Below are 19,897 nucleotides of genomic sequence, written 5' to 3'. Positions count from 1 at the left end.
GCGGGCGGGCTCAGCGGCGAGGGTAACGAATCGTCAGCACGCTATTCGGGCTTTTTGAGCCGTTTTCGATTTCTAACGAATCGTCAGCACGCTAATGGGCTGAAAAGCGGCTAAAAAGCTCCGAATTCGGCGAATAGCGTTACCTCGGTTCGTTAGATTGTCAAAAGCGTCGAAAACGCACAATTAGCGTTACGACGATTCGTTAGCGGCCAGGGGTTGGCGGTTGAGGCTGCCTATTGAACTTTGGCTATTGGCTGTTGGCTGTTGAACTTTGGCTATTGGCTGTTGGCTGTTGAACTTTGGCAGTTCACGGTTCACCGTTGGCCGGCAGCTGCCGGTCGTCAGCCGGCTGCCTACGATCACCCGGTCAGACGCGGCGAAGGCCGCTCGGCTCCCCACGCAAAAAAAGACGGACACGCGGCTCGGCGCCGCGTTCCGTCTTTTCTTTTTCCCAAAAACCGATCGTGCCTGTCCGCCTACAGCAGACCTTCCGCCGCATACAGATCCAGCGCGGCCTGCACGACCTGTTCGTCGATCCCGGAGCGGCGCGAGATGCGCCGGGCCCAGGTGTCCTCGCCGAACGGATCGCTCTCGTGGAACAGGCCGCGATCGCTGCTGATCTGCGACTGCCCGCTCTCATATTCCCAATGCACGATGCTGCCGTCGGTGCAGGTGCGCAGGCGCCGCTCAACGAGCGGGATCGACAGCATGCTCTGCGAATGTGCCGCCGCGTGCACAAACTCCGCTTCGTCGACCGCGTTGAGATCGTACACGGAACAGCTTTCTTTGCCGCCGGGCCGCATGTAGCGAATGCTCGCCTGCGCCGCATCCGAATGTACGGCGATGCGCGCACCCGGGAAAAAGCCGGGCAGCGGCTGCTCCGTATACCCTTCCGCCCGCGGATCGATCAGAACCGGCTGAATCCACTGGTCGCCCAGATCGCACAAATAGCGGCTGCCGTCTTCCCCGATCGCGATCACGGCGCAGTGCGCGTCTTCGGTGCCCAGCTTATGGCCGACCGGGTAACACTCGATCCCTTCGCCGCGCAGCTCGTCCATCAGCCACATCGCCAGATCGAAACAGTTGCCGGACGTTCCGTACCGTTCGCGCTGTTCGCGCATCAGATCGACGCTTCTCGGCGCGAATCGTTCGCCTCTGGCGTGCAGCCAGGCTTTCGTGATCGTTTCCATCGGAAATTCGTCGAATCGTCGCCACACTTGCAAAATTTTCCCCATCGCCCTCATTTGCGTTTTGATTCACCCTTCCCTTTCGGATCGCCGATCTCGGCCGTTCGTCCTCCGAAAGCGTAGCATTCCGCGTCTCTAGCGCCGATTACTATAGATTCTACGGTATATTTAACCACTAGCCAATGAATCGCTGGTCGCAGAATACGCTTTCTCTCAATAAAAAGCCCCCCTTTCGCCAAAAGAGGCTGCTTTTGCGTGTCCGGTTTGCCGATCGGGAACGCTTGCCGTATCATGGAATCGTAAAAGAAAGCTTCAAGCCAGCAACCCAAGCAGTCACGACACAGGAGGCGTAAGCAATGAGCGAACAACGCGGATTGACCGCGGAAGATCTGTACCGCTTCGTCTGGGTGGGCGCACCCGACGTATCCAAAGCGGATGGACGCATCGCGTACACGGAACGGACCGTCAACGAAGCCAAAGACGGCTATATGACCCGTATTCGGGCTTTGTCGGCCGACGGCGCGCAGGACATTCTGTTCACGTCGGGCGAACAGGACGCTTCTCCGGCGTGGTCGCCCGACGGCACCCGCCTGGCTTTTGCCCGCAAACATGGCGACAAGCGCCAGATCTGGCTGCTGCCATCATCCGGCGGCGAAGCGCGCGTGCTGACGCATCTGAGCGAAGGCGCCGGCGCTTTTGCCTGGTCCCCGGACGGATCGAAGCTGCTCGTCTCGTCGCAAGTCGACCCGGACGACAGCGGCCATAGCGAAGACGGTTCGGACGAAGACGGCCGTGAACCGGGCGGCGAACGCAAGAAGGGCATCGACGGCGAAACGAAGGTCGGCCAAGAAAACGCCGGCCAAGCGAAGACCGGCGAGGGAGGCGCACCTTCCAAAGACAAGCCGCTCAAAGAACTCGTCGTCGACCGGATCCGCTACAGAGGCGACGGCTCGGGCCTGTGGAACGGCAAGCGGAGCCATCTGTTTGTCGTCGACGCGGCAGACGGCGAGGCGCAGGCCGTCACGTCGGGCGAGTTCGACGTCGGCAGCTTCGCCTGGTCGCCGGACGGTACGACGATCGCCTTCACCGCCTACATTCCGGCAGACAGCGAAGACGAGACCGATCCGGACCTGCTGCTGGTCAGCGACCTGTACGTCGCGGACGCTTACGGCGGCAGCCGCCGCAAGCTGACCGATTCGAACTGGAGCATCGGCCAGCCGGCCTGGTCGCCGGACGGCTCGAAGATCGCGTTCTTCGCGAGCGACCGTTCGTACCACAACGCGACGCTGAACCGGCTGTACAGCATCCCGGCCGAAGGCGGCGACATTCTCTGCCTGACCGACGACCGCGACCTGCTTGTCGGCAACCTCGTCGTGGGCGATATGCGCTCGATGCTGCCTTCGCCGGCGCCGCTGTTCTCCGAAGACGGCAGCTCCGTCTACGCGCTGTTCACCCGTCACGCCAGCGCGGGGCTGGCCCGCTTCGCGGCGGACGGCTCCGGCCACGAAGAGGTCATCGTCGGCGACCGCGACGTGTATCAGCTGGCGCCGGACCATGAAGGCGGCTTCGTCGTCGCGATCGCCGATGCGCTGAATCCGGGCGACCTGTACCGGTTCTCGCCGGGCACGAAGCAGGAGACGCGCCTGACCGACGCCAACGGCGAATGGCTGGGCGAACGCGAGCTGAGCGCGCCGGAATCGTTCTGGGTGCAGACCGAAGACGGCTGGAACGTGCAGGGCTGGATCATGCAGCCGGTCGGCTTCGACGCGGCGGCTGCCGCTTCGGCCGGAACGCCGAAAGTGCCGACGATTCTGGAGATCCACGGCGGCCCGCATATGATGTACGGCCATACGTTCATGCACGAATTCCAGCTGCTCGCCGCCAAAGGCTATGCCGTCATCTTCGCGAATCCGCGCGGCGGCCACGGCTACGGCCAGGAATTCGTCGACGCCTGCCGCGGCGATTACGGCGGCGGCGACTACCGCGACCTCATGGAGACCGTCGATTATGCGCTGGCGAACTACGCCTATATCGACGAGAAGCGTCTCGGCGTGACCGGCGGCAGCTACGGCGGCTTCATGACCAACTGGATCATCGGCCACACGGACCGCTTCAAGTCCGCCGTGACGCAGCGCTCGATCTCGAACTGGATTTCGTTCTACGGCGTGAGCGATATCGGGCCGTACTTTACCGAAGACCAGATCGGCGGCGATCCGTGGCAGGATACCGAGCTGCTGTGGAAACATTCGCCGCTCGCCTATGTGCAGCAGATGCGCACGCCGCTGCTCATCCTGCACGGCGAGCAGGATCTGCGCTGCCCGATCGAGCAGGGCGAGCAGCTGTTCATCGCGCTCAAGCGCCTCGGCCGCAAAACGCGCCTGGTCCGCTTCCCGGGCGCCAGCCACGACCTGTCCCGCGGCGGCCATCCTTCGCTGCGGGTAGCGAGGCTGTCGCATATCGCGGGGTGGATGGACGATCATTTGGTGTAGGTTTTGAGGAGAATAAGAGTCCGGCTGGAGGGCAAGGTTATCTTCAAGCTGGGCATGTAGAGAGACCCGATCCGCCTAATGGCGGGTCGGGTTTTTTGGCGTGGTCACGGGCTCAAAAGCCCCCCTTCCCGTGATCAATCTCATAGCCAGCGCATCCCAGTACGATTATGCTAAAAAGTTACGAATACCACACCTCCCTCCCGCAAACAATGACTCGAACGGGTCATTGTGCTCTTTTTCACGGAATCGACGCAAAGCTTTGACCCTTTCTTGAAACCGTTCGCCGATCCCTCCGCTCGCGCGGATCGTCCCGATATACTGAACTCAATTCATTGGCGCAAAAATGAAAGAAGCCAAATCGGGAAAGGGGAGATGTCGCATGATGGTCGATACGGTGCTGTGGAGCCGGCTCGTTACGGGGTTAACGCTGTCGTTCCACGTCATTTTCGCTACGATCGGAGTCGCGATTCCGCTGATGGTCTCCATCGCCGAATTCGTGGGTATCCGCAAAAAAGACAATCATTACACGCTTATGGCCAAACGCTGGACACGGGGCTTTGTGATCTCCGTCGCGGTCGGGGTCGTTACGGGCACCGCGATCGCGCTGCAGCTGGCGCTCGTCTGGCCGAACTTTATGCAGATGGCGGGCAACGTCATCGCGCTGCCGCTGTTCATGGAAGTGTTCGCGTTCTTTTTCGAAGCGATCTTTCTCGGCATTTATTTGTACACCTGGGATCGCTTCCGCAATCCGTACCTGCACTGGCTGCTGACGGTGCCTGTCGTGCTGGGAGCGGCCATGTCGGCGTTCTTCATCACGTCGGTTAACGGCTTCATGAACCAGCCCGCCGGGTTCCTGTACGAAGCGGGACAGTTCACGGCGGTGCATCCGCTGCAGGCGATGTTCAACGAAGCGACGCCGTCCAAAGTGTTCCACGTGCTGGCGTCGGCCTACATGACCGGAGCTGCGCTGCTGGCCGCCGTCGCGGCGTTTTCGATCCTGCGAAAAGGCGCGACGGACTATGCCAAAAAAGGGCTCAAGCTCATGATGGGCGTGCTGCTGCTGTTCAGCTTCCTGACGGCGCTTGCGGGCGACGTATCGGCCAAGTACCTCGCGGAGCATCAGCCGGAGAAGCTGGCGGCCGCGGAATGGCATTTTAAGACGGAGCAAGGCGCCGACCTGATCTTCCTCGGCTGGCTGAACGCCGAACGCGAGATTATGGGTGCGCTGCATATTCCGAATGCGCTCAGCTTCCTCGCGTTCAGCGACTTCAACGCGGAAGTGACGGGACTCGACGAGTTCCCGCTCGACGAACAGCCTCCGCTGCTCGTGCATTACCTGTTCGACGCCATGGTCGGCGTCGGCTTCACCCTGCTGGCCGTCTCGGCCGTATTCCTCCTGCTTCGGCTGCGCAAAAAGAGCGGCGAGCTCAACCGCTGGATGCTGCGCGTGATCGTGTTCGGCGGGCCGCTTGCGTTCCTCGGCGTGGAGCTGGGCTGGTTCTACGCCGAGATCGGGCGGCAGCCGTGGATGATCCGCGGCTATATGCGGGTCGAAGAGGCCGCGACGACTTCTCCGAGCATCGTGGCGCTGTTCTTCGTGTTCCTGACGCTGTACATCCTGCTCGGCACGATGTGCGCCGTCGTCCTGCGCCGGCTGTTCCGCGACAATCCGGCCGAAGTCGAATTGGAGAAAGCGGCGCACGCCAAGCAGCAGGCGCTGCAAGACGAACAGGCGAAGAAAGCGGGTGATCCTGTATCATGAGCTACGAAATTGTCGGCATTTCCGTCTTGTGGATCTTTCTGTACGGCTATCTGATCGTCGCTTCGATCGATTTCGGCGCCGGGTTCTTCGCCTTCTATGCGCGCCTGACAGGCAACGATCATCTGATCAACCGGTTGATCTCGCGTTATCTGTCGCCGGTATGGGAAATCACGAACGTGTTCTTCGTCTTCTTCTTCGTCGGTCTGATCGGATTTTTCCCGGACGCGGCGCATTATTACGGTTCGGCCCTGCTCGTGCCGGGCAGCATCGCCATTATCCTGCTCGCGATCCGCGGTTCGTTCTATGCGTTCGAGAACTACGGCTCGAAGAAAAATATCGTCTTCCTGTTTCTCTATGGCGCGACCGGCCTGCTTATTCCGGCTTCGCTGTCCGTGGCGCTCGTGCTGTCCGAAGGCGGCTTTATTACCGAAAACAACGGAATTGTGACGCTGGACTATCTGGCGCTGTTCACGAGCCCGCTGGCGTGGAGCATCGTCGGTCTGGCGCTCACGTCGGTCCTGTTCATCAGCGCATCGTTCCTCGCGTTCTACGCGTCGCGGGCGGACGACAAGCCGGCGCTTGAGCTGATGCGCGGCTACGCCCTGTTCTGGAGCACGCCGACGATCATCGCCGCGTTCACGTCGGTGCTGTATCTGAGCCAGCATAACGAACGGCATTTCCAGAACATGATGGATCTGTGGTGGCTGCTCGGGCTGTCTGTCGTCTTTTTCCTCATCGTGCTGTGGCTGCTGTTCAAAGGCCGTGCTTACGGCTGGGCGTTTATCGGACTGATGCTCCAGTTTCTGTGCGCGTTTTTCGCATACGGGATCGGACATTATCCGTACATCCTCGATCCGTACATCACGATTCAGGGCGGGGCGACGCAGGAAGCGATGGGCATCGCGCTCGTGGTCGTCTTCGTCGCCGGGCTGCTGCTGCTCATCCCGTCGCTTGCACTCGTGTTCCGGCTGTTCCTGTTCGATGCGGATTACGTCAAAGGGAAAAAATAAGGAGGCGATCGGCCATGAAAACAAGCAAACCCCGACGCGGACGCGCAAAAAGCGGACTTCTGCCCGAATTGATGGCGGCGCATCGCAAGCGGACGCTGCTGATCCGGCTGGTCTCGCTTGCGCTCGGCGCCGCGACGATCGGGCAGGCCGTGCTGCTGGCCGAAGCGGTGCAGCGCGTGTTCGTGGAAAAAGCGGCCCCGGCCGCGCTCTTGTTCACGTTCGCGGCGCTGCTCGTCGTCATGGCCATGCGCACGCTGCTGGCTCACACCAACGGACAGATCGGACTGCGGATCGCGGCGGACGCCAAAAAAGAACTGCGGGCGCGGCTGCTGCGGACGTTGGCCGCCAATCCGCTGCTCGCGGCGCGGCAGGGACAGACAGGCGGCAAAGTCAGTCTCGCGCTCGACGCGGTAGACGAAGCGGACGGTTATTTTAGCCAATACACGCCGAAAATGATCGAAGCTTCGATCATTCCGCTGCTGATCCTGATCGCCGTTTTTGTCGTGCACGTGCCGTCGGGCTTGATCCTGCTGTTCACGGCTCCGTTCATTCCGCTGTTTATGGCGCTGATCGGCATTCAAACCAAGCACAAATCGGAAGAAAAGTTCGAGCAGCTCGCCGCTTTCTCCGGCACGTTCCTCGATTCGCTGCAGGGGCTGGTGACGCTGAAACTGTTCGGGCGGGCCAAGCGGCAGCAGCAGGAAATCGAGCGCAGCAGCCTGTCTTACCGCGACGCGACGATGGACATTTTGCGGGTCGCGTTCACCAACACGTTCGCGCTGGAGACGATCGTCATGCTCGGCATCGGCATCGTGGCATTGGATCTTGCCCTGCAGCTCGTCGTGTTCCAAACGATGCAGTTCCATGCCGCTTTTCTCGTGCTGCTGCTCGTGCCGGAATTTTATAATCTGCTCAAAAATATGGGCACGGCTTTCCACGGCGGACGCACCAGCCTCGGTGCGATCCGCAATATCGAAGTCGCTTTGGCGGCAAACGGCACCGGCGCTGCCCCGACCGGCGCACGCGGCGGGAGCGGCGTGGCGGCGCTTGATCCATCCATGCCCGGCGCGGCGAAGATGAACGTCGACGCGGATGCGGCGGCGGGAACGTCGCATGGACGTCAGCACGGCGCTCACCCGCCCCTGATCGAGCTGCGCGGACTCTCGTTCGACTATGGGCAAGACGCGTTCTCGCTGCACGCCGGTTCGCTTGAGATCGAGCCGGGCATACAGATCGCGATCGCAGGCAAAAGCGGTTCCGGCAAAACGACGCTGCTGCATCTGATCGCCGGACTGCTGCCGCCTTCGTCGGGCGAAGTCCGGATCGCGGGCCGCGAACTGACGCGAACCAACGAAGACGACTGGTTCGCGCGCGTCACTTACATTACGCAGCACCCGTACATTTTCGCCGGCACGGTTGCGGACAATATCGCGATCGGCGCCGACCGGGACGTCTCGCGCGAAGAGATCGTTCAGGCAGGAGAAGCGGCGGGCTTGTCGGTTCTCGCAGCCGAGCTTGAGCACGGCTACGATACGGTCGTCGGCGACGGCGGCCGCGGCCTGTCGGGCGGCGAGAAGCAGCGGCTGGCGCTGGCCCGGGCTTTTCTCAAGCGGCCGTCCGTGCTGCTGTTCGACGAACCGACGGTCGGGCTCGACCTGCACACCGAACGGGTGCTGATGCGGGCGATCGCCGAATTGTCGCGGCAGGCGACCGTCATCACGATCGCCCACCGCCTGCACACGATCCGGCAGGCGGACCGCATCTTGTTCATGGAGCAGGGCCGGCTGATCGGCAGCGGCAGCCATGACGAACTGCTGCATACGCTGCCGGCGTACGCGCAGATGATCGATATTCAGCGAAAGGGGGTCACGGCATGACCGAACGTTCCCTGTTTGCCCGGGCGATGCTCAAAGAGCGCAAAGACATCCTGCTGTCGATTGTGGGCGGATTCCTCGCCGGAATCGCCGGCGTCGTCCTCTTCTCCGCCAGCGGATACCTGATCGCCAAAACGGTGTTCGTGCCGCCGCTGTACACGCTGATCCTGCTCACTTCGCTGGTCAAGCTGCTCGGCCTGGCCCGCGCCGCGAGCCGCTACGGAGAGCGGCTGTTCTCGCACCGCGCCACTTTCTCGCTGCTGAGCCGCCTGCGGACAGACTTCTTCGCCAGACTGGTGCCGCTTGCGCCCGGCATCCTGACCCGCACGCGCAGCGGCGACCTGCTCGCGCGGATCGTCGGCGATATCGAGAGCCTGCAGTTCTACTTCCTGCGCGTCGCGTATCCGCCGATCATCGTCGTATCGGTCTTTCTCGCGACGATGCTGTTCGCGTCGTTCTTCTCGATCTGGATCGCGCTGCTGCTCGTGCTCGGCATGCTGCTCACGGCTTTCGCCGTTCCGGCGTTCGTCCGGATCGGGCAGCGCCGCACGGACGGCCGGGTACGCCGCCGGCGCGCCGACCTGTCGGCGGAGACGACCGAGCTGCTCCGCGGCTTCGTCGACCTCAAAGTGTACGGCCGGCTCAAGCAGCGCGAACAAGATCTGCTCGCCGCTTCCGGCGAATTGACCGAAGCCCAGCAATCGGACGCGCTGCATCTGCTGCGCGGACAATCGCTGCACGCTTTCGTCACGTTCTTCGTCTCCTGGGGCGTGCTGGTGCTCGGCGCGTTCCTGATCGCGGACGGCCGGATGGCCGGCGTGTTCCTCGCCATGCTCATCATGGCGTCGATGACCGTGTTCGACGAATCGGCCGCCATGGCGACACTGCCCGCGTACAAGCGGGACAGCGCCTTCGCCGCCCGCCGGCTGGGCGAGACGTTCGCGGACGGGGAAGCTCGCGGGGTGGCGGGAGCGGACGCGAGCGGCAAATTGAGCGCGGAAGGTGCTTCGGGCGCCGTTCCGGCGGCGGCGCAGCCGGAGCGCGGCGCGGCTGTCGCCGTCGAGCTGGACGGCGTCGGGTTCCGGTACGCCGAAGACTGGCGGCCCGTGCTGAGCGGCGTTACGCTCCGCTTCGAAGCCGGGTCGAAGACGGCGATCGTCGGCCCGAGCGGTTCGGGCAAGACGAGCATTCTGGAGCTGATCCTCAAGCTGCATGCGCCGACGGAAGGCCGGATTTCGCTCAGCGGCGTGCCGCTCCGCGAGCTGGACGCGGAAGACCTCTGGCGCGAAGCCAACGTCGTGCTTCAATCGGGCCACTTTTTCCGCGGCACGATTCGCGACAACCTGCTGCTCGCGGACGAATCTATCGGCGACGATGAACTGCGGCGCGTGCTGGCGCAGGTCGACCTGACGGACAAACGCCCCGAAGATCCCGTACTGGAAAAAGGCGAAAATTTGTCCGACGGCGAAAAGCAGCGGCTGGCCGTCGCCCGCGCGCTGCTCAAAAACGGCCGGTTGTGGCTGCTCGACGAGCCGACTTCCGCGCTCGATTACGTGACCGAACGCCGCGTGCTCGAAGCGCTGCTGGAACGGGCCGAAGGCGATACGCTGATCATGGTCTGCCACCGCCTCGCGGGTCTTGAGCGGGTGGACCGGATCGTCGTCGTCGACCGCGGCTCCGTCGTCGAAAGCGGCACGTATGCGGAACTGATGCGCAGCGAGGGTTATTTCTACGCCATGAAACAGATCGAACGGCAGATGATCGGCTCGCCGGATGACCTCGCCGGGTGAACTTGCCGGATGAAGCCGAAGCGCAATCAGGCCGCGCACAGACGTGGAGGCAGGCCTGCAAGCCGATCTACGCGCACGCCAAAAAACTCCCGCTGCGGAGGCGATCCGCGGCGGGAGTCTGAAATCGAACGATAGGGGCAACAGGCCGGATCCCCGGCCCGCCGAGCGCACCGTCCATAGAGGACGGTGCGCTTTTTGGCTTGGACTCAATGCCCGAAGTTTTCTTCTTCCGGTACGTCGGTCTCCAAATAGCGGATGAACTGCCGCAGGCGGCCGGCCAGTTCGCGGGAAATTTCGCCTTTTTCGAACAAACGCTGCACATGGTCGCGCTGCTCCTGAATAGCGGACAGACGCTCCTGCATCCGTTCCTCGCGTTCTTCCCGCTCCTCCTCGGTCTCTTCGCCGAGCAGGCCGAAGTCCGTCTTCGCAAGCCTTGCGATCAGCTGGTTGTAGCCGTCGGTCAGGCGCTTCGCTTCGGCCCGGTTGGAGTCGTTCGTGCGCTTGTCGATCGCTTCGATCGCGGCCTGCGCCATACGCGTCTTGGCGGTCTGCAGCGAGCAGAACGCGTGCTTGTCCGTCAGTTCGCCGCGGCGGCCGCGGGCGAACAAAGCGGCGGCGAAGCGGCCGATATCGGCCGCCGGAGCGGTGACGCGCGCTTCCAGCCGGCCCGGGATGCTCTCTTCGATCCGGGCCAGATGCTCGAACACCGGCGTCGCTTCTTCTTGGCCGAGATCGCCGTCCTGAACCATCTTGCTCAGTTCCCGGCGCTGCGCGCGAATACCGGCGTACATCAGGTCGGCTTCGCGGCGCGGCGCTTCGGGGTCAAGCGAATACGCGCTGGTCGCTTCTTCCATGCGCTGCAAATATTTCGTGAAGTCATGAATTTCCGTCGCATTGACGCCGGAGCGGCCTTCGGCCAGTTCTTCCTGGCCGATTCGCTGCGCGATCGCGCTCAGAATGCGGCGCTTGAGCGGCTGCTCGGCCTGCGGCGCTTCGGCCGCTTCCTTGCCCGACAGCAGCGGCAGCAGGACGCTGGCCGCAAGCAGCGTGAACAAGATAACGCCGGCGGCGAGGAACAGAATCAAGTTGCGTTCCGGGAACGCGAGGCCCCCGTTCAGCACGAGCGGAATCGAGAACGCACCCGCGAGCGTCACCGCTCCGCGCACGCCCGACAGCGCCGTTTGCAGCGCCGCCTGGAACAGCGACTTGCCGGTGCGGCCGATTCTGCTGCCCCGGCTCGTGAAGAACCAGTACGCATAGATCCACAGGAAGCGCAGCACGATCAGGCCGACCGAGATCCACGTTACGTGCCACAGCGCGCCGAGGCTGCTGATAGCCGGATCTTCGAACACGGTGCCGAGTACTTCCGGCAGCTGCAATCCGAGCAGGACGAACACGAGACCGTTCAGCACGTACAGGAACACCGACCACGTGCTGTTCGAGACGACCTGCAGCTTGACCCGCACCGACTCGGCGCGATCGCGTTCGATCGCGTGGACGACGCCGCCCGAGACGGCGGCGAGGATGCCGGACAGGCCGAGATGTTCGGCGACCAGATACAGCACGAACGGAGTCACGAGCTGGATCAGCACGTGCAGCGTCTCGTCTTCCATGCCGAGGCGGCGCAGGAAGACGCGGATACGGATAATGACGAACGACAGCAGCGCGCCGACGAGCAGACCGCCGATCGCGATCAGCAGGAAGCTCAGCGAAGCCTGATAGATCGAGAACGCGCCCGTGACGGCGGCGGCTACGGCGAACTTGAACGCCACGAGGCCCGACGCGTCGTTAACGAGCGCTTCGCCTTCGAGCAGGCGCATGATGTCTTTCGGCAGCTTGATTCGTCCGGCGATCGAACCGACCGCAACGGCGTCCGTCGGCGACAGAATCGCCGCCAGGGCGAACGCCGCAGCCAGCGGAATGGTCGGGATGACCCAATGAATCAAATAGCCGAATACGACGACGGTGACGAAGACGAGCCCGAGCGCCAGCAGCAGAATCGGAGCCCGGAGGTTCCACAGCTCGCCGCGCGGAATGATCCGTCCGTCGTTGAACAGCAGCGGTGCGATGAAGAGCACGAGGAACAGTTCCGGCTCCAGCGGCACATGGATATGCGGCGGGAGCAGCTCGGCGGCGACGCCGAGGCCGATCTGGATAATCGGGACGGGCACAAAAGGCAGGAATCGGTTGACCACGTTCGAGATCCCGATGATCGCGAGCATGAACAGAATACTAATAAAAAGCTCCATTCGGCGGTTGCTCCTTTTCGGTTGGATTAGGGGGTATGGGGCTGCAATCGGCGCGAGACCCGCGCCAGCTCTTCGGCGACAGCAGCGACGCCGCCGGGAATGTCCGCTTCGCGCACGCCGGACACGTTCAGCTTGAGCATGGCATCGGCCCGGAAGCCGTTCAGGTAATGCGTGCCGGCGCTCTCGACATGCACGCCCCGGAGGCGCAGCCGCTCGATCACGCCGGTCAGCGGAGCGGACGCTTCGGGCAGCAGATGCGTGTGGATGCCGCCCGGAGAAGGCAGCGGCCCGCCGAACACGCCGGGATGCGTGTCCCGGGCGAGCCCGATCGCGCGGCTCAGCAGTTCGGAGCGCCGGTTGTAGCAGCCGCGGATTTTTTCGCGGTGCCGCTCGAACATGCCGCTTTTCAAATACAGCTCAAGCGCGGCCTGCGATAGCATCGAACTGTCGATGTCCTGCAGCTGCTTGTAGCGGCCGAACGATTCGGCAAGCTCGGACGGCAGCACCGCGGCGCCTACGCGCAGGCCGGGGAACAGGATTTTGGAATAGCTTTTCAGATAGATCGTCCGCCCTTCCCGGTCATAAGCGTACAGCGGATCGGACTTGGCGTCCTGTTCCAGGTCGGCCATGTAATCGTCTTCGACGAGATAGACGCCGTAGCGGGCGGCAAGCTTCGCGATCTGCTCTTTTTGCCGGCGTGTGTACGAACTGCCGAGCGGATTGTGAAAACGCGGAATCGTGTAGAAAAACTTGATGTCCCCGCCGCGAAAAATCCGCTCCAGCTCGTCCATGTCGATCCCGTCCGCGTCGCGGCGGATGCCGGCGGCCGGAATGCGGTGCGCTTCGAGGTAGGCCGCGAACAGCGGATACGTCGGCTGCTCCACGAGCACCGTCTGCCGCCCGCCCGGAAAAGGCATCCCGGCCAGCAGCGTAAGCGCCTGCTGCGCGCCCGAAGTAATAAAGATCCGCTCCGGCTCCGCGAACACCTGGTAGCCCGCCAGATGCCGCTGCATTTCCCGGACCAGCGACGGCAGCCCGCCCGGGGTGCCGTAGATAAACAGGTCGTTGCGGTACGTGTCGATCGCTTTGTTGAGGCACTGCTGAAAATCGAGGTACGGGAAAATGTCCGGGTCCGGCGCGGAATGGGCAAAATCGATCGCGCGGCTGAGCGGTTCTTCCCGGGCCGCGCGGCCGAGGACGTAATATCCGCTTTTGGCCGACGCATAGATCAGATGTCCCCGCTCCAGTTCGGACAACGCGCGGATGACCGTGCTTTTGCTGCACACATACCGTTCCGACAGCGTGCGGATCGAAGGAATTTTGTCTCCTTCCTTCATCGTACCCGCAATCAATCCTTCCAATTCGTTCAACAGCTCCATATATTTGTACATCCGCGGCTTCTCCTCTCCGATCTGTACCGGTACAGATCGTTATTATGTCTATTGTAGCATGGCCAAGCGATCTTTAGAATAAAAAGTGCAGATGCGGCCGCACTGCCTGCCCCGGCTTCGAAAAACGCCACGCAACCCCGTTTCTCGAAGCTTCGGCCATTCCCTGTATCGGAGTTGACTGCCATGCCTATCCGCCCCGCGCACCGGGCTTATGCGGCCGCGATCCTGAACGCGCTCATTATCGGATTTTCTTTTCTGTTCGTCAAAATCGCGCTGCAAACCGCCGACCCGCTCGACATTCTCGCTTACCGCTTCCTGTTCGCTTTCGCCGCCGCTTCCCTGTTTGCTTTTCCGGGACGCGCCGGCCTGCGCAAAATCGGCGGCGGTGCCCTGCGCATCCTGCCCGTCACGATTTTCTATCCCGTCGCGTTCTTCAGCTTCCAGACGTTCGGCCTGCTGCAGGCGTCTTCGGCCGAAGCCGGCATGATCCAGGGCGCCGTGCCCGTGTTCACGCTCATTCTGGCCGGGCTGCTGCTCGGCGAACGGTCGAGCCGCGCGCAGAAAATCTTCACGCTGCTGTCCGTGCTCGGCGTCGCCTGCCTGTTCGCCGGGCGCGAAGGCGCCGCGTTCTCCGCCAGCCTGGTCGGCATCCTGCTGCTGCTGTGCTCGGCGTTCTCGCAGGCCGGCTATAACGTGCTGGCGCGCAAATTAAGCGGCTCGTACACCCCGCGCGAACTGACCTATTTTATGAACCTGCTCGGGTTCGTCACGTTCGGCCTGCTGGCGCTTATTCGCCATGCTTCCGCGGGTACGCTGCCGGAGCTGGCCGCGCCGCTTGCTTTGCCGTCTTTTCTCGCGGCGATGCTCTACCTCGGCGTGCTGTCTTCGCTGGCCACGTCGTACCTGTCCAACTATGCGCTGTCGCGGATCGAAGCTTCCCGCATGAGCGTGTTCGGCAGCCTGTCGGCGGTCGTCGCCCTGGCGGCCGGAGCGCTGCTGCTCGGCGAGACGGTAAGCGCCTACGCGCTGCTCGGCGCGGCCGCGATCGTGGCCGGCGTCGTCGGTTCGGCGCTGTCGCGCCGCAAATAAATCTCCAACAAACCGGATACGCTTACCAAAAAAGCCTTACGGTTTTCCGCGGCAGCGGGAACGTAAGGCTTTTTTTGGGCGTCTGGCGCTTGCGCGGCTTATTCCTCCACACGCACCCCGCCCGAGCCGCCGATACTGACGGAAGGCTCGGCTTCGCTCGCTTCGGGCGCGCCGGGATACCACGGATTGAGATGGATCATGACTTCGCTGACGTTCGGGTGGGAAGACAGGATCGCTTTTTTGATCTTGCGGATGACGTCGTGTCCCTGCTGGATCGTCATCTGCCCGTCGACGCCGACGCGCAGGTCGATAATGATGTACTGCCCGTGCTCGCGCGCGCGGATACGGTCGATCCGCTTGACCTCTTCGATGCCGCGGACGATTTGTTCCAGCGCGGCCAGCTCGTGCGACCCGATCGCTTTTTCCATCAAAATGTCGATCGATTCGCGCGCCATATCGGCGGCCAGCTTCAGCACGAGCACCGCGACGATGATCCCCGCGATCGGATCGCCGTAGGCGAGAATCGGCATGTTCGCCATTTGGCCGATCAAGCCGAGCCCGATCCCGATCACCGCCGCGCCCGACGCGTACACGTCCGCCAGATGATCCTGCGCCGTCGCGATCAGACCCTTGCTGTTCGCGCGGCGCCCGATGCGGATCGTGTACACGTACAGCACCAGCTTCCAGATCAGCGACAGCACGGCCGCGATCAGGGCGATCACGTGCGCTTCCGGCATCGGCTCGAACAGCGCGACGATCGAATGATAGCCGACGTAGAACGCCGCGAGCAGCAGGATGGTCGCTACGACGCTCGCACCGATCACTTCGGCTTTGCCGTGTCCGTACGGATGATCCTCGTCCGGCGGCCGGCTGGAGATTCGCATCGAGCCGAGCGCCGCCGCGGACGCGATCACGTCGCCCGCATTATGCACGCCGTCCGCGATCAGCACCGGGCTGTTGAACAGCAGGCCGACCGCGACTTTCAAAATAGTGAGCAGCACGTTGCTGATCAGACTGATCCACGCCGCGAAGATCGATTGCTTTTTGACCTCTTCCATGTCTTCTTCCCTCCGTCACTTTTCTTGCCCCAAGGAAACAAAAAAAGTCCGACCGGTCCGGGAACCCGTGAACTTTTTCAAAAAAACGCCGTATGCGATTCCGTGTGCGACAAAGATCTTTCGTTCGTGCCTGCTCATGGGGATCGTCTCCGAACCGTTTGGATTGTGAATCTCTGCGAAATCCGTCAAGACGTTCTATTATAGCCCACCTTTCGTTTTTTGAAAACAAAAACGTTTCAGCGCCGGAGGAGCGGGTAATTTTTGAACAAGGCACAATATCAACATCTGTTACACACACCTTTAGAGGAGGAATTAACCATGAAAAGATCTTCTTTGATGACCGCTGCCATGGGACTCGGAGCTGCTTATCTGCTCAGGAACAAGGACTCCCGCACAAAATTGATGTCGCAGCTGCAATCGATGGGCAAACGCGGCGCGAAGTAATCTTCGCAGCGCGACCTGCCCGGCCGCCGTACGGTCCGCACCCAAGCGGCGGCCGAACGCAGGAAAGCCTCCTTCGGGAGGCTTTTTTTGCGTGGAGCTGCTGCGGAGGGCCGCTGCGCAGAGCCGTGTCGCATCCGGCTCGTGCCCTCTCTGCCGTCTGCCGTCTACTGTCTACCGTCTAACGAACCCTCCGATCGCTATTTGCCGATATTCCGCATTTTTTGGCAAACTAACGAATCCTGCTATTCTTATTCGCCGGAATAAGGCCGTTTTGCGGCACTTTGGCCTCCATAGCGTGCGTACGATTCGTTAACAATCGTAAAGCCGCGCCGAAACGCCTAATAGCGTGTCTACGATTCGTTGGCAAGCCAAGCTTAACACAAATGTAAGGTGCGGTTAAGACAGATCCATGGAGCCTCCTCTCTCCTCGTCCTACACTAATCTTATTAACGGCGGCGCAAGCCCCGTACCGAGGAGGGAGTTTTTATGAAAAAAAGTAGGGCTGTAACATTGGCGGGTCTGTTGGTGTGCGCGGCGGCCGCCGCGGCGTTCGTGTTCGTCGCGCTTCCGCTGCTCAACGACCGGGCCAACGCGATCCTGCTGACCGGAAGTGCCCAGCAGATCCGGGCCGAAATTCAAGCAGCGCGCGCCCTTCCCGAAGAAAGATGGGATTATCCCGTCAAATGGGACGCCAAGACGCTGATCGTCAGCGAAGCCACCGCCCGGGATTGGACCGCACGCGGGCTGATCCTGCGCAAAGACCCCGACAATTCGGACAAGCGCCAGCCGCTCGGGGAGCTTCCGATCCGGCCTGCCGATTCGGAAGGACTGCTGTTTGCGGCCAAGCCGGACGAAGCCCAAGCTTCCGCCTATCCGCTGGGCGGCACTCCGACGCGGCTCGGTTACGGCGGCGATTATTTCCTGGGCAATCTGCGCGTGACCGAATCCGCGATCGTGGCTCTGCCGGAAAAAGCGTATGTGGCGCTCCCGCTGTCCGAATCGCAGCTCAGCCTGCTCAAATACGGCACGTTCGACGATGTCAGCGAAAAAATGGCCGCTTTCGAGCAGGGCGCCCGGCTGATCAAGATTCATTGATACACCGGGATAGGGCGAAGTGCCGACCGTATCCGGACCGAACGAAAAACCAACCTTCATAACGGCGGAGACTTCCGGCACACAGACGGACGCCTTCGATCAAAGCCTTTTTCCGAATGCGGACAAAGGCTTTTTGCTTACCCTCTACTTTTCCCGTTTCCTTTTCCGTTTCCTTTTCTGTCTCCGCTTCCTTTTCCTTTACAACTTCCGGCAAACCTTTTATACTGATTCGAGCGAAACAACCAATCATCCTACCTTTGGTGAGGAGGCGCACATGTTCGAGAAATTGGAAAAACAAACGCTGTCCGGGCGCGTCTACGCACAGCTTGAAGCGCTCATTACGGGCGGCGAATGGGATATCGGCAGCCGTATTCCGCGCGAAGCCGATCTGATGGAGAGCCTCGGGGTCAGCCGGAACACGCTGCGCGAAGCGATCCGCGGCCTTGTGCAGGTCGGACTGCTGGAGACGCGTCAGGGCGACGGAACGTTCGTCACGGCCAACAGCGAGCTGAGCGCGATCCTGCACAAGCGGATGAGACGCTCCTCCGTACTGGAAGCGCTGGAAGTCCAGCATGCGCTGGACCGCGAAGCCGCCGCGCTCGCCTGTCGGCGGCGCACGGACGAAGACCTGGAACGGCTGGACCTCTTCGCCGCGCAGTGCCGGGAAGCGATGAACGGCGAAGCGGAAGACCCCGACGCGTTCAAGCGGGCCGATTGGAATCTGCACCGCGCCGTCGTCGCCGCTTCGGGCAACGTCCTGCTCGCCGACCTGTACGAAAGCCTGTTCGAGAAGCTGCAAATCTCGATCACCGTCAACCGCGGCATCGCGGGCAGCCGCTACGAGGTCGGCCATCCCGAGCTGATCGCCGCGATTCGCGAACGCGACGCGGCGCGGGCGGCGCGGGCAGTCGACGACTATATTGCCCGCTTCAAGGCGCCGCACGAGCAGGAGCACAGCGGGGCGTAGCCGGGCGGGGGCGGTCCGCTGCGCCCGCAACGAATTCACTGGATGCCGCCCGAAGAAGGCGGCCGGAACGGAGTTAGAACCCATGACGACGAAAAAAACCGAAATACCGCGCACCCAGGACGCGCCGAGCAGCGTCTATTATCTGCTGCTCGCCGGCATCCTGCTGGTCGCGGCGAATCTGCGCACGCATATCACTTCCCTCAGCCCGATCATCGACACGATCCGCGGGGCGCTGTCGCTGTCGAACACGATGGCCGGCTTCCTGACCACGCTTCCGCTGCTGGCGTTCGCACTGCTGTCGCCGTTCGTGGCGAAATGGGCGCGCCGCTACGGCGCCGAACGGCTGATCTTCGTCTCGCTCGTGCTCATCGTGATCGGCAGCCTGTTCCGCCCGTTCGGCGGCATCGTGCCGCTGATGGCGGGCACGTTCCTGATCGGCCTCGCGGTCGCCGTGTTCAACGTGCTGCTGCCGAGCATTATCAAGCGGGAATTCCCGCTCAAAGTCGGCGTCATGACCGGCTTGTATTCGATCATGATGGGCATCTTCGCTTCGGCGGCGGCCGCGATCAGCGTGCCGATCTCGAATACCGGCATCGGCTGGCGCGGCTCGCTGCTGATCTGGACGATCCTGTCCGCGATCGGCCTGATCGTCTGGCTGCCGCAGCTGCGCCGCAATACGCGCGCCGCCAATACCGGCGCGCCCGACGTGCCCAAGCGCAGCATCTGGCGGTCGCCGCTGGCCTGGATGGTCACGGTCAATATGGGCATGCAGTCTTCCGTCTATTACATCATGGTCGCCTGGATGCCGAACATGATGCACGCCCAGCATCTGGACCCGGTCATCGGAGGCTACATGCTGTCGCTGTTCCAGATGCTGATGATTCCGATCAACTTCATCGCTCCGATCATCGCGTCCAAAGTCAAAGACCAGCGGCCGCTGATCGTCATGACCTCGGCGTTCTACGTGGTCGGCATCTTCGGCTTCCTGTATGCCAACGGTTCGCTGCCGATCATCATCGCCGCGATCGTCTTCTTCAGCCTGTCGGGCGGCTTCTCGTTCAGCCTGATCATGATGTTCTTCTCGCTGCGGACCAAAAACGCTTCCGAAGCGGCCGACCTGTCGGGTATGGCCCAGTCCGTCGGCTATCTGCTGGCCGGCTGCGGCCCGCTGCTGTACGGCACGCTGCACGACGCGACCGGCGGCTGGCAGATTCCGTATTACGTCATGTTCGGCATCGTCGCCGTCTACCTGGTGACCGGCCTCGGCGCGGGACGCGGCGGACGGTATGTGCACGAATGATCGTATGAATCGCGACAATCAGGCGATTTTCGCGGATGGAACGTACGGCATCGGACGAACGGAACGATTTTGAAAAAACGGCCAGATCGGCAAAAGAAGCGGTTCTCCGCTGCGTCCGGGGACGCGCGAAGAACCGCTTCTTTGTCGTGTATCGGACTTCTTTCTATCCGACGCCAAGCTTCTATTCGGGCC

14 protein-coding genes are annotated in these 19,897 nt (G+C 62.2%); 10 read left to right on the top strand and 4 right to left on the bottom strand.

The window, feature by feature from the left end:
* Nucleotides 1–476: 476 nt before the first annotated feature.
* On the bottom strand, nt 477–1,217 hold the full coding sequence (locus FTE24_RS08775) for a hypothetical protein (RefSeq protein ID WP_150232918.1): 741 nt from the start codon (nt 1,215–1,217) through the stop codon (nt 477–479).
* Between the two features lie 326 nt (nt 1,218–1,543).
* On the opposite strand from FTE24_RS08775, the gene FTE24_RS08770 reads away from it, so the two are divergent.
* The 5 genes from FTE24_RS08770 (at nt 1,544) to cydC (ending at nt 10,112) form a co-directional block, all read left to right on the top strand.
* The gene (locus FTE24_RS08770; protein WP_150232916.1) at nt 1,544–3,676 is read left to right on the top strand and encodes a S9 family peptidase; all 2,133 of its coding nucleotides are present in this window, start codon (nt 1,544–1,546) and stop codon (nt 3,674–3,676) included.
* Nucleotides 3,677–4,055: 379 nt separating this feature from the next.
* Nucleotides 4,056–5,438, top strand: a complete 1,383-nt coding sequence (locus tag FTE24_RS08765) for a cytochrome ubiquinol oxidase subunit I (protein WP_150232914.1) — start codon at nt 4,056–4,058, stop codon at nt 5,436–5,438.
* Nucleotides 5,435–6,448: a cytochrome d ubiquinol oxidase subunit II gene (locus FTE24_RS08760; RefSeq protein WP_202111808.1), complete on the top strand. Its 1,014-nt coding sequence runs from the start codon at nt 5,435–5,437 to the stop codon at nt 6,446–6,448. Before FTE24_RS08765 ends, FTE24_RS08760 begins: the two co-directional genes overlap by 4 nt.
* A 14-nt stretch (nt 6,449–6,462) precedes the next feature.
* Nucleotides 6,463–8,325 carry a thiol reductant ABC exporter subunit CydD gene (gene cydD, locus FTE24_RS08755; protein ID WP_150232910.1) on the top strand — a complete coding sequence of 621 codons (1,863 nt, stop codon included), beginning with the start codon at nt 6,463–6,465 and terminating at the stop codon, nt 8,323–8,325.
* Entirely contained in the window at nt 8,322–10,112 is a 1,791-nt protein-coding gene (gene cydC, locus FTE24_RS08750) for a thiol reductant ABC exporter subunit CydC (RefSeq protein WP_150232908.1), read from the top strand. The genes cydD and cydC overlap by 4 nt, the downstream gene beginning before the upstream one ends.
* Before the next feature lie 206 nt (nt 10,113–10,318).
* On the opposite strand, the gene FTE24_RS08745 is transcribed toward cydC, so the two are convergent.
* Nucleotides 10,319–12,361, bottom strand: a complete 2,043-nt coding sequence (locus tag FTE24_RS08745) for a Na+/H+ antiporter (RefSeq protein ID WP_150232905.1) — start codon at nt 12,359–12,361, stop codon at nt 10,319–10,321.
* A 26-nt stretch (nt 12,362–12,387) separates the two neighbouring features.
* A complete protein-coding gene (locus FTE24_RS08740) occupies nt 12,388–13,752 on the bottom strand; it encodes an aminotransferase-like domain-containing protein (RefSeq protein WP_150232903.1) in 1,365 nt (454 codons plus the stop codon).
* Nucleotides 13,753–13,935: 183 nt separating this feature from the next.
* Here FTE24_RS08740 and FTE24_RS08735 point away from each other — a divergent pair, with 183 nt between their 5' ends.
* On the top strand, nt 13,936–14,841 hold the full coding sequence (locus FTE24_RS08735) for a DMT family transporter (protein WP_150232901.1): 906 nt from the start codon (nt 13,936–13,938) through the stop codon (nt 14,839–14,841).
* Between the two features lie 98 nt (nt 14,842–14,939).
* On the opposite strand, the gene FTE24_RS08730 is transcribed toward FTE24_RS08735, so the two are convergent.
* Complete coding sequence (locus FTE24_RS08730; RefSeq protein ID WP_150232899.1) at nt 14,940–15,899, bottom strand: cation diffusion facilitator family transporter; 960 nt, start codon at nt 15,897–15,899, stop codon at nt 14,940–14,942.
* A 318-nt stretch (nt 15,900–16,217) separates the two neighbouring features.
* On the opposite strand from FTE24_RS08730, the gene FTE24_RS23465 reads away from it, so the two are divergent.
* The 4 genes from FTE24_RS23465 to FTE24_RS08715 all read left to right on the top strand — a co-directional run bounded on the left by FTE24_RS23465 (nt 16,218) and on the right by FTE24_RS08715 (nt 19,705).
* Nucleotides 16,218–16,343, top strand: a complete 126-nt coding sequence (locus FTE24_RS23465; protein ID WP_272915068.1) for a hypothetical protein — start codon at nt 16,218–16,220, stop codon at nt 16,341–16,343.
* A 486-nt stretch (nt 16,344–16,829) separates the two neighbouring features.
* Complete coding sequence (locus FTE24_RS08725; protein ID WP_150232898.1) at nt 16,830–17,438, top strand: lipoprotein BA_5634 family protein; 609 nt, start codon at nt 16,830–16,832, stop codon at nt 17,436–17,438.
* 274 nt (nt 17,439–17,712) lie between these two features.
* Entirely contained in the window at nt 17,713–18,405 is a 693-nt protein-coding gene (locus tag FTE24_RS08720; RefSeq protein ID WP_150232897.1) for a FadR/GntR family transcriptional regulator, read from the top strand.
* Nucleotides 18,406–18,487: 82 nt separating this feature from the next.
* On the top strand, nt 18,488–19,705 hold the full coding sequence (locus FTE24_RS08715) for a CynX/NimT family MFS transporter (RefSeq protein ID WP_150232896.1): 1,218 nt from the start codon (nt 18,488–18,490) through the stop codon (nt 19,703–19,705).
* Nucleotides 19,706–19,897 lie beyond the last annotated feature (192 nt).

The sequence above is a fragment of the Saccharibacillus sp. WB 17 genome (genome assembly GCF_008634075.2).
Classification (GTDB): domain Bacteria; phylum Bacillota; class Bacilli; order Paenibacillales; family Paenibacillaceae; genus Saccharibacillus; species Saccharibacillus brassicae.
This window is presented reverse-complemented; position numbering and strand designations above follow the sequence as displayed.

Bases quoted from the DNA above. Each gene is read 5' to 3' on its own strand.
- FTE24_RS08765 (WP_150232914.1), top strand. From the start codon at position 4,056: ATGATGGTCGATACGGTGCTGTGGAGCCGGCTCGTTACGGGGTTAACG.
- FTE24_RS08725 (WP_150232898.1), top strand. From the start codon at position 16,830: ATGAAAAAAAGTAGGGCTGTAACATTGGCGGGTCTGTTGGTGTGCGCG.
- FTE24_RS08745 (WP_150232905.1), bottom strand. From the start codon at position 12,361: ATGGAGCTTTTTATTAGTATTCTGTTCATGCTCGCGATCATCGGGATC.
- FTE24_RS08720 (WP_150232897.1), top strand. From the start codon at position 17,713: ATGTTCGAGAAATTGGAAAAACAAACGCTGTCCGGGCGCGTCTACGCA.
- FTE24_RS08730 (WP_150232899.1), bottom strand. From the start codon at position 15,899: ATGGAAGAGGTCAAAAAGCAATCGATCTTCGCGGCGTGGATCAGTCTG.
- cydC (WP_150232908.1), top strand. From the start codon at position 8,322: ATGACCGAACGTTCCCTGTTTGCCCGGGCGATGCTCAAAGAGCGCAAA.
- FTE24_RS23465 (WP_272915068.1), top strand. From the start codon at position 16,218: ATGAAAAGATCTTCTTTGATGACCGCTGCCATGGGACTCGGAGCTGCT.
- cydD (WP_150232910.1), top strand. From the start codon at position 6,463: ATGAAAACAAGCAAACCCCGACGCGGACGCGCAAAAAGCGGACTTCTG.
- FTE24_RS08735 (WP_150232901.1), top strand. From the start codon at position 13,936: ATGCCTATCCGCCCCGCGCACCGGGCTTATGCGGCCGCGATCCTGAAC.
- FTE24_RS08740 (WP_150232903.1), bottom strand. From the start codon at position 13,752: ATGTACAAATATATGGAGCTGTTGAACGAATTGGAAGGATTGATTGCG.
- FTE24_RS08715 (WP_150232896.1), top strand. From the start codon at position 18,488: ATGACGACGAAAAAAACCGAAATACCGCGCACCCAGGACGCGCCGAGC.
- FTE24_RS08770 (WP_150232916.1), top strand. From the start codon at position 1,544: ATGAGCGAACAACGCGGATTGACCGCGGAAGATCTGTACCGCTTCGTC.
- FTE24_RS08760 (WP_202111808.1), top strand. From the start codon at position 5,435: ATGAGCTACGAAATTGTCGGCATTTCCGTCTTGTGGATCTTTCTGTAC.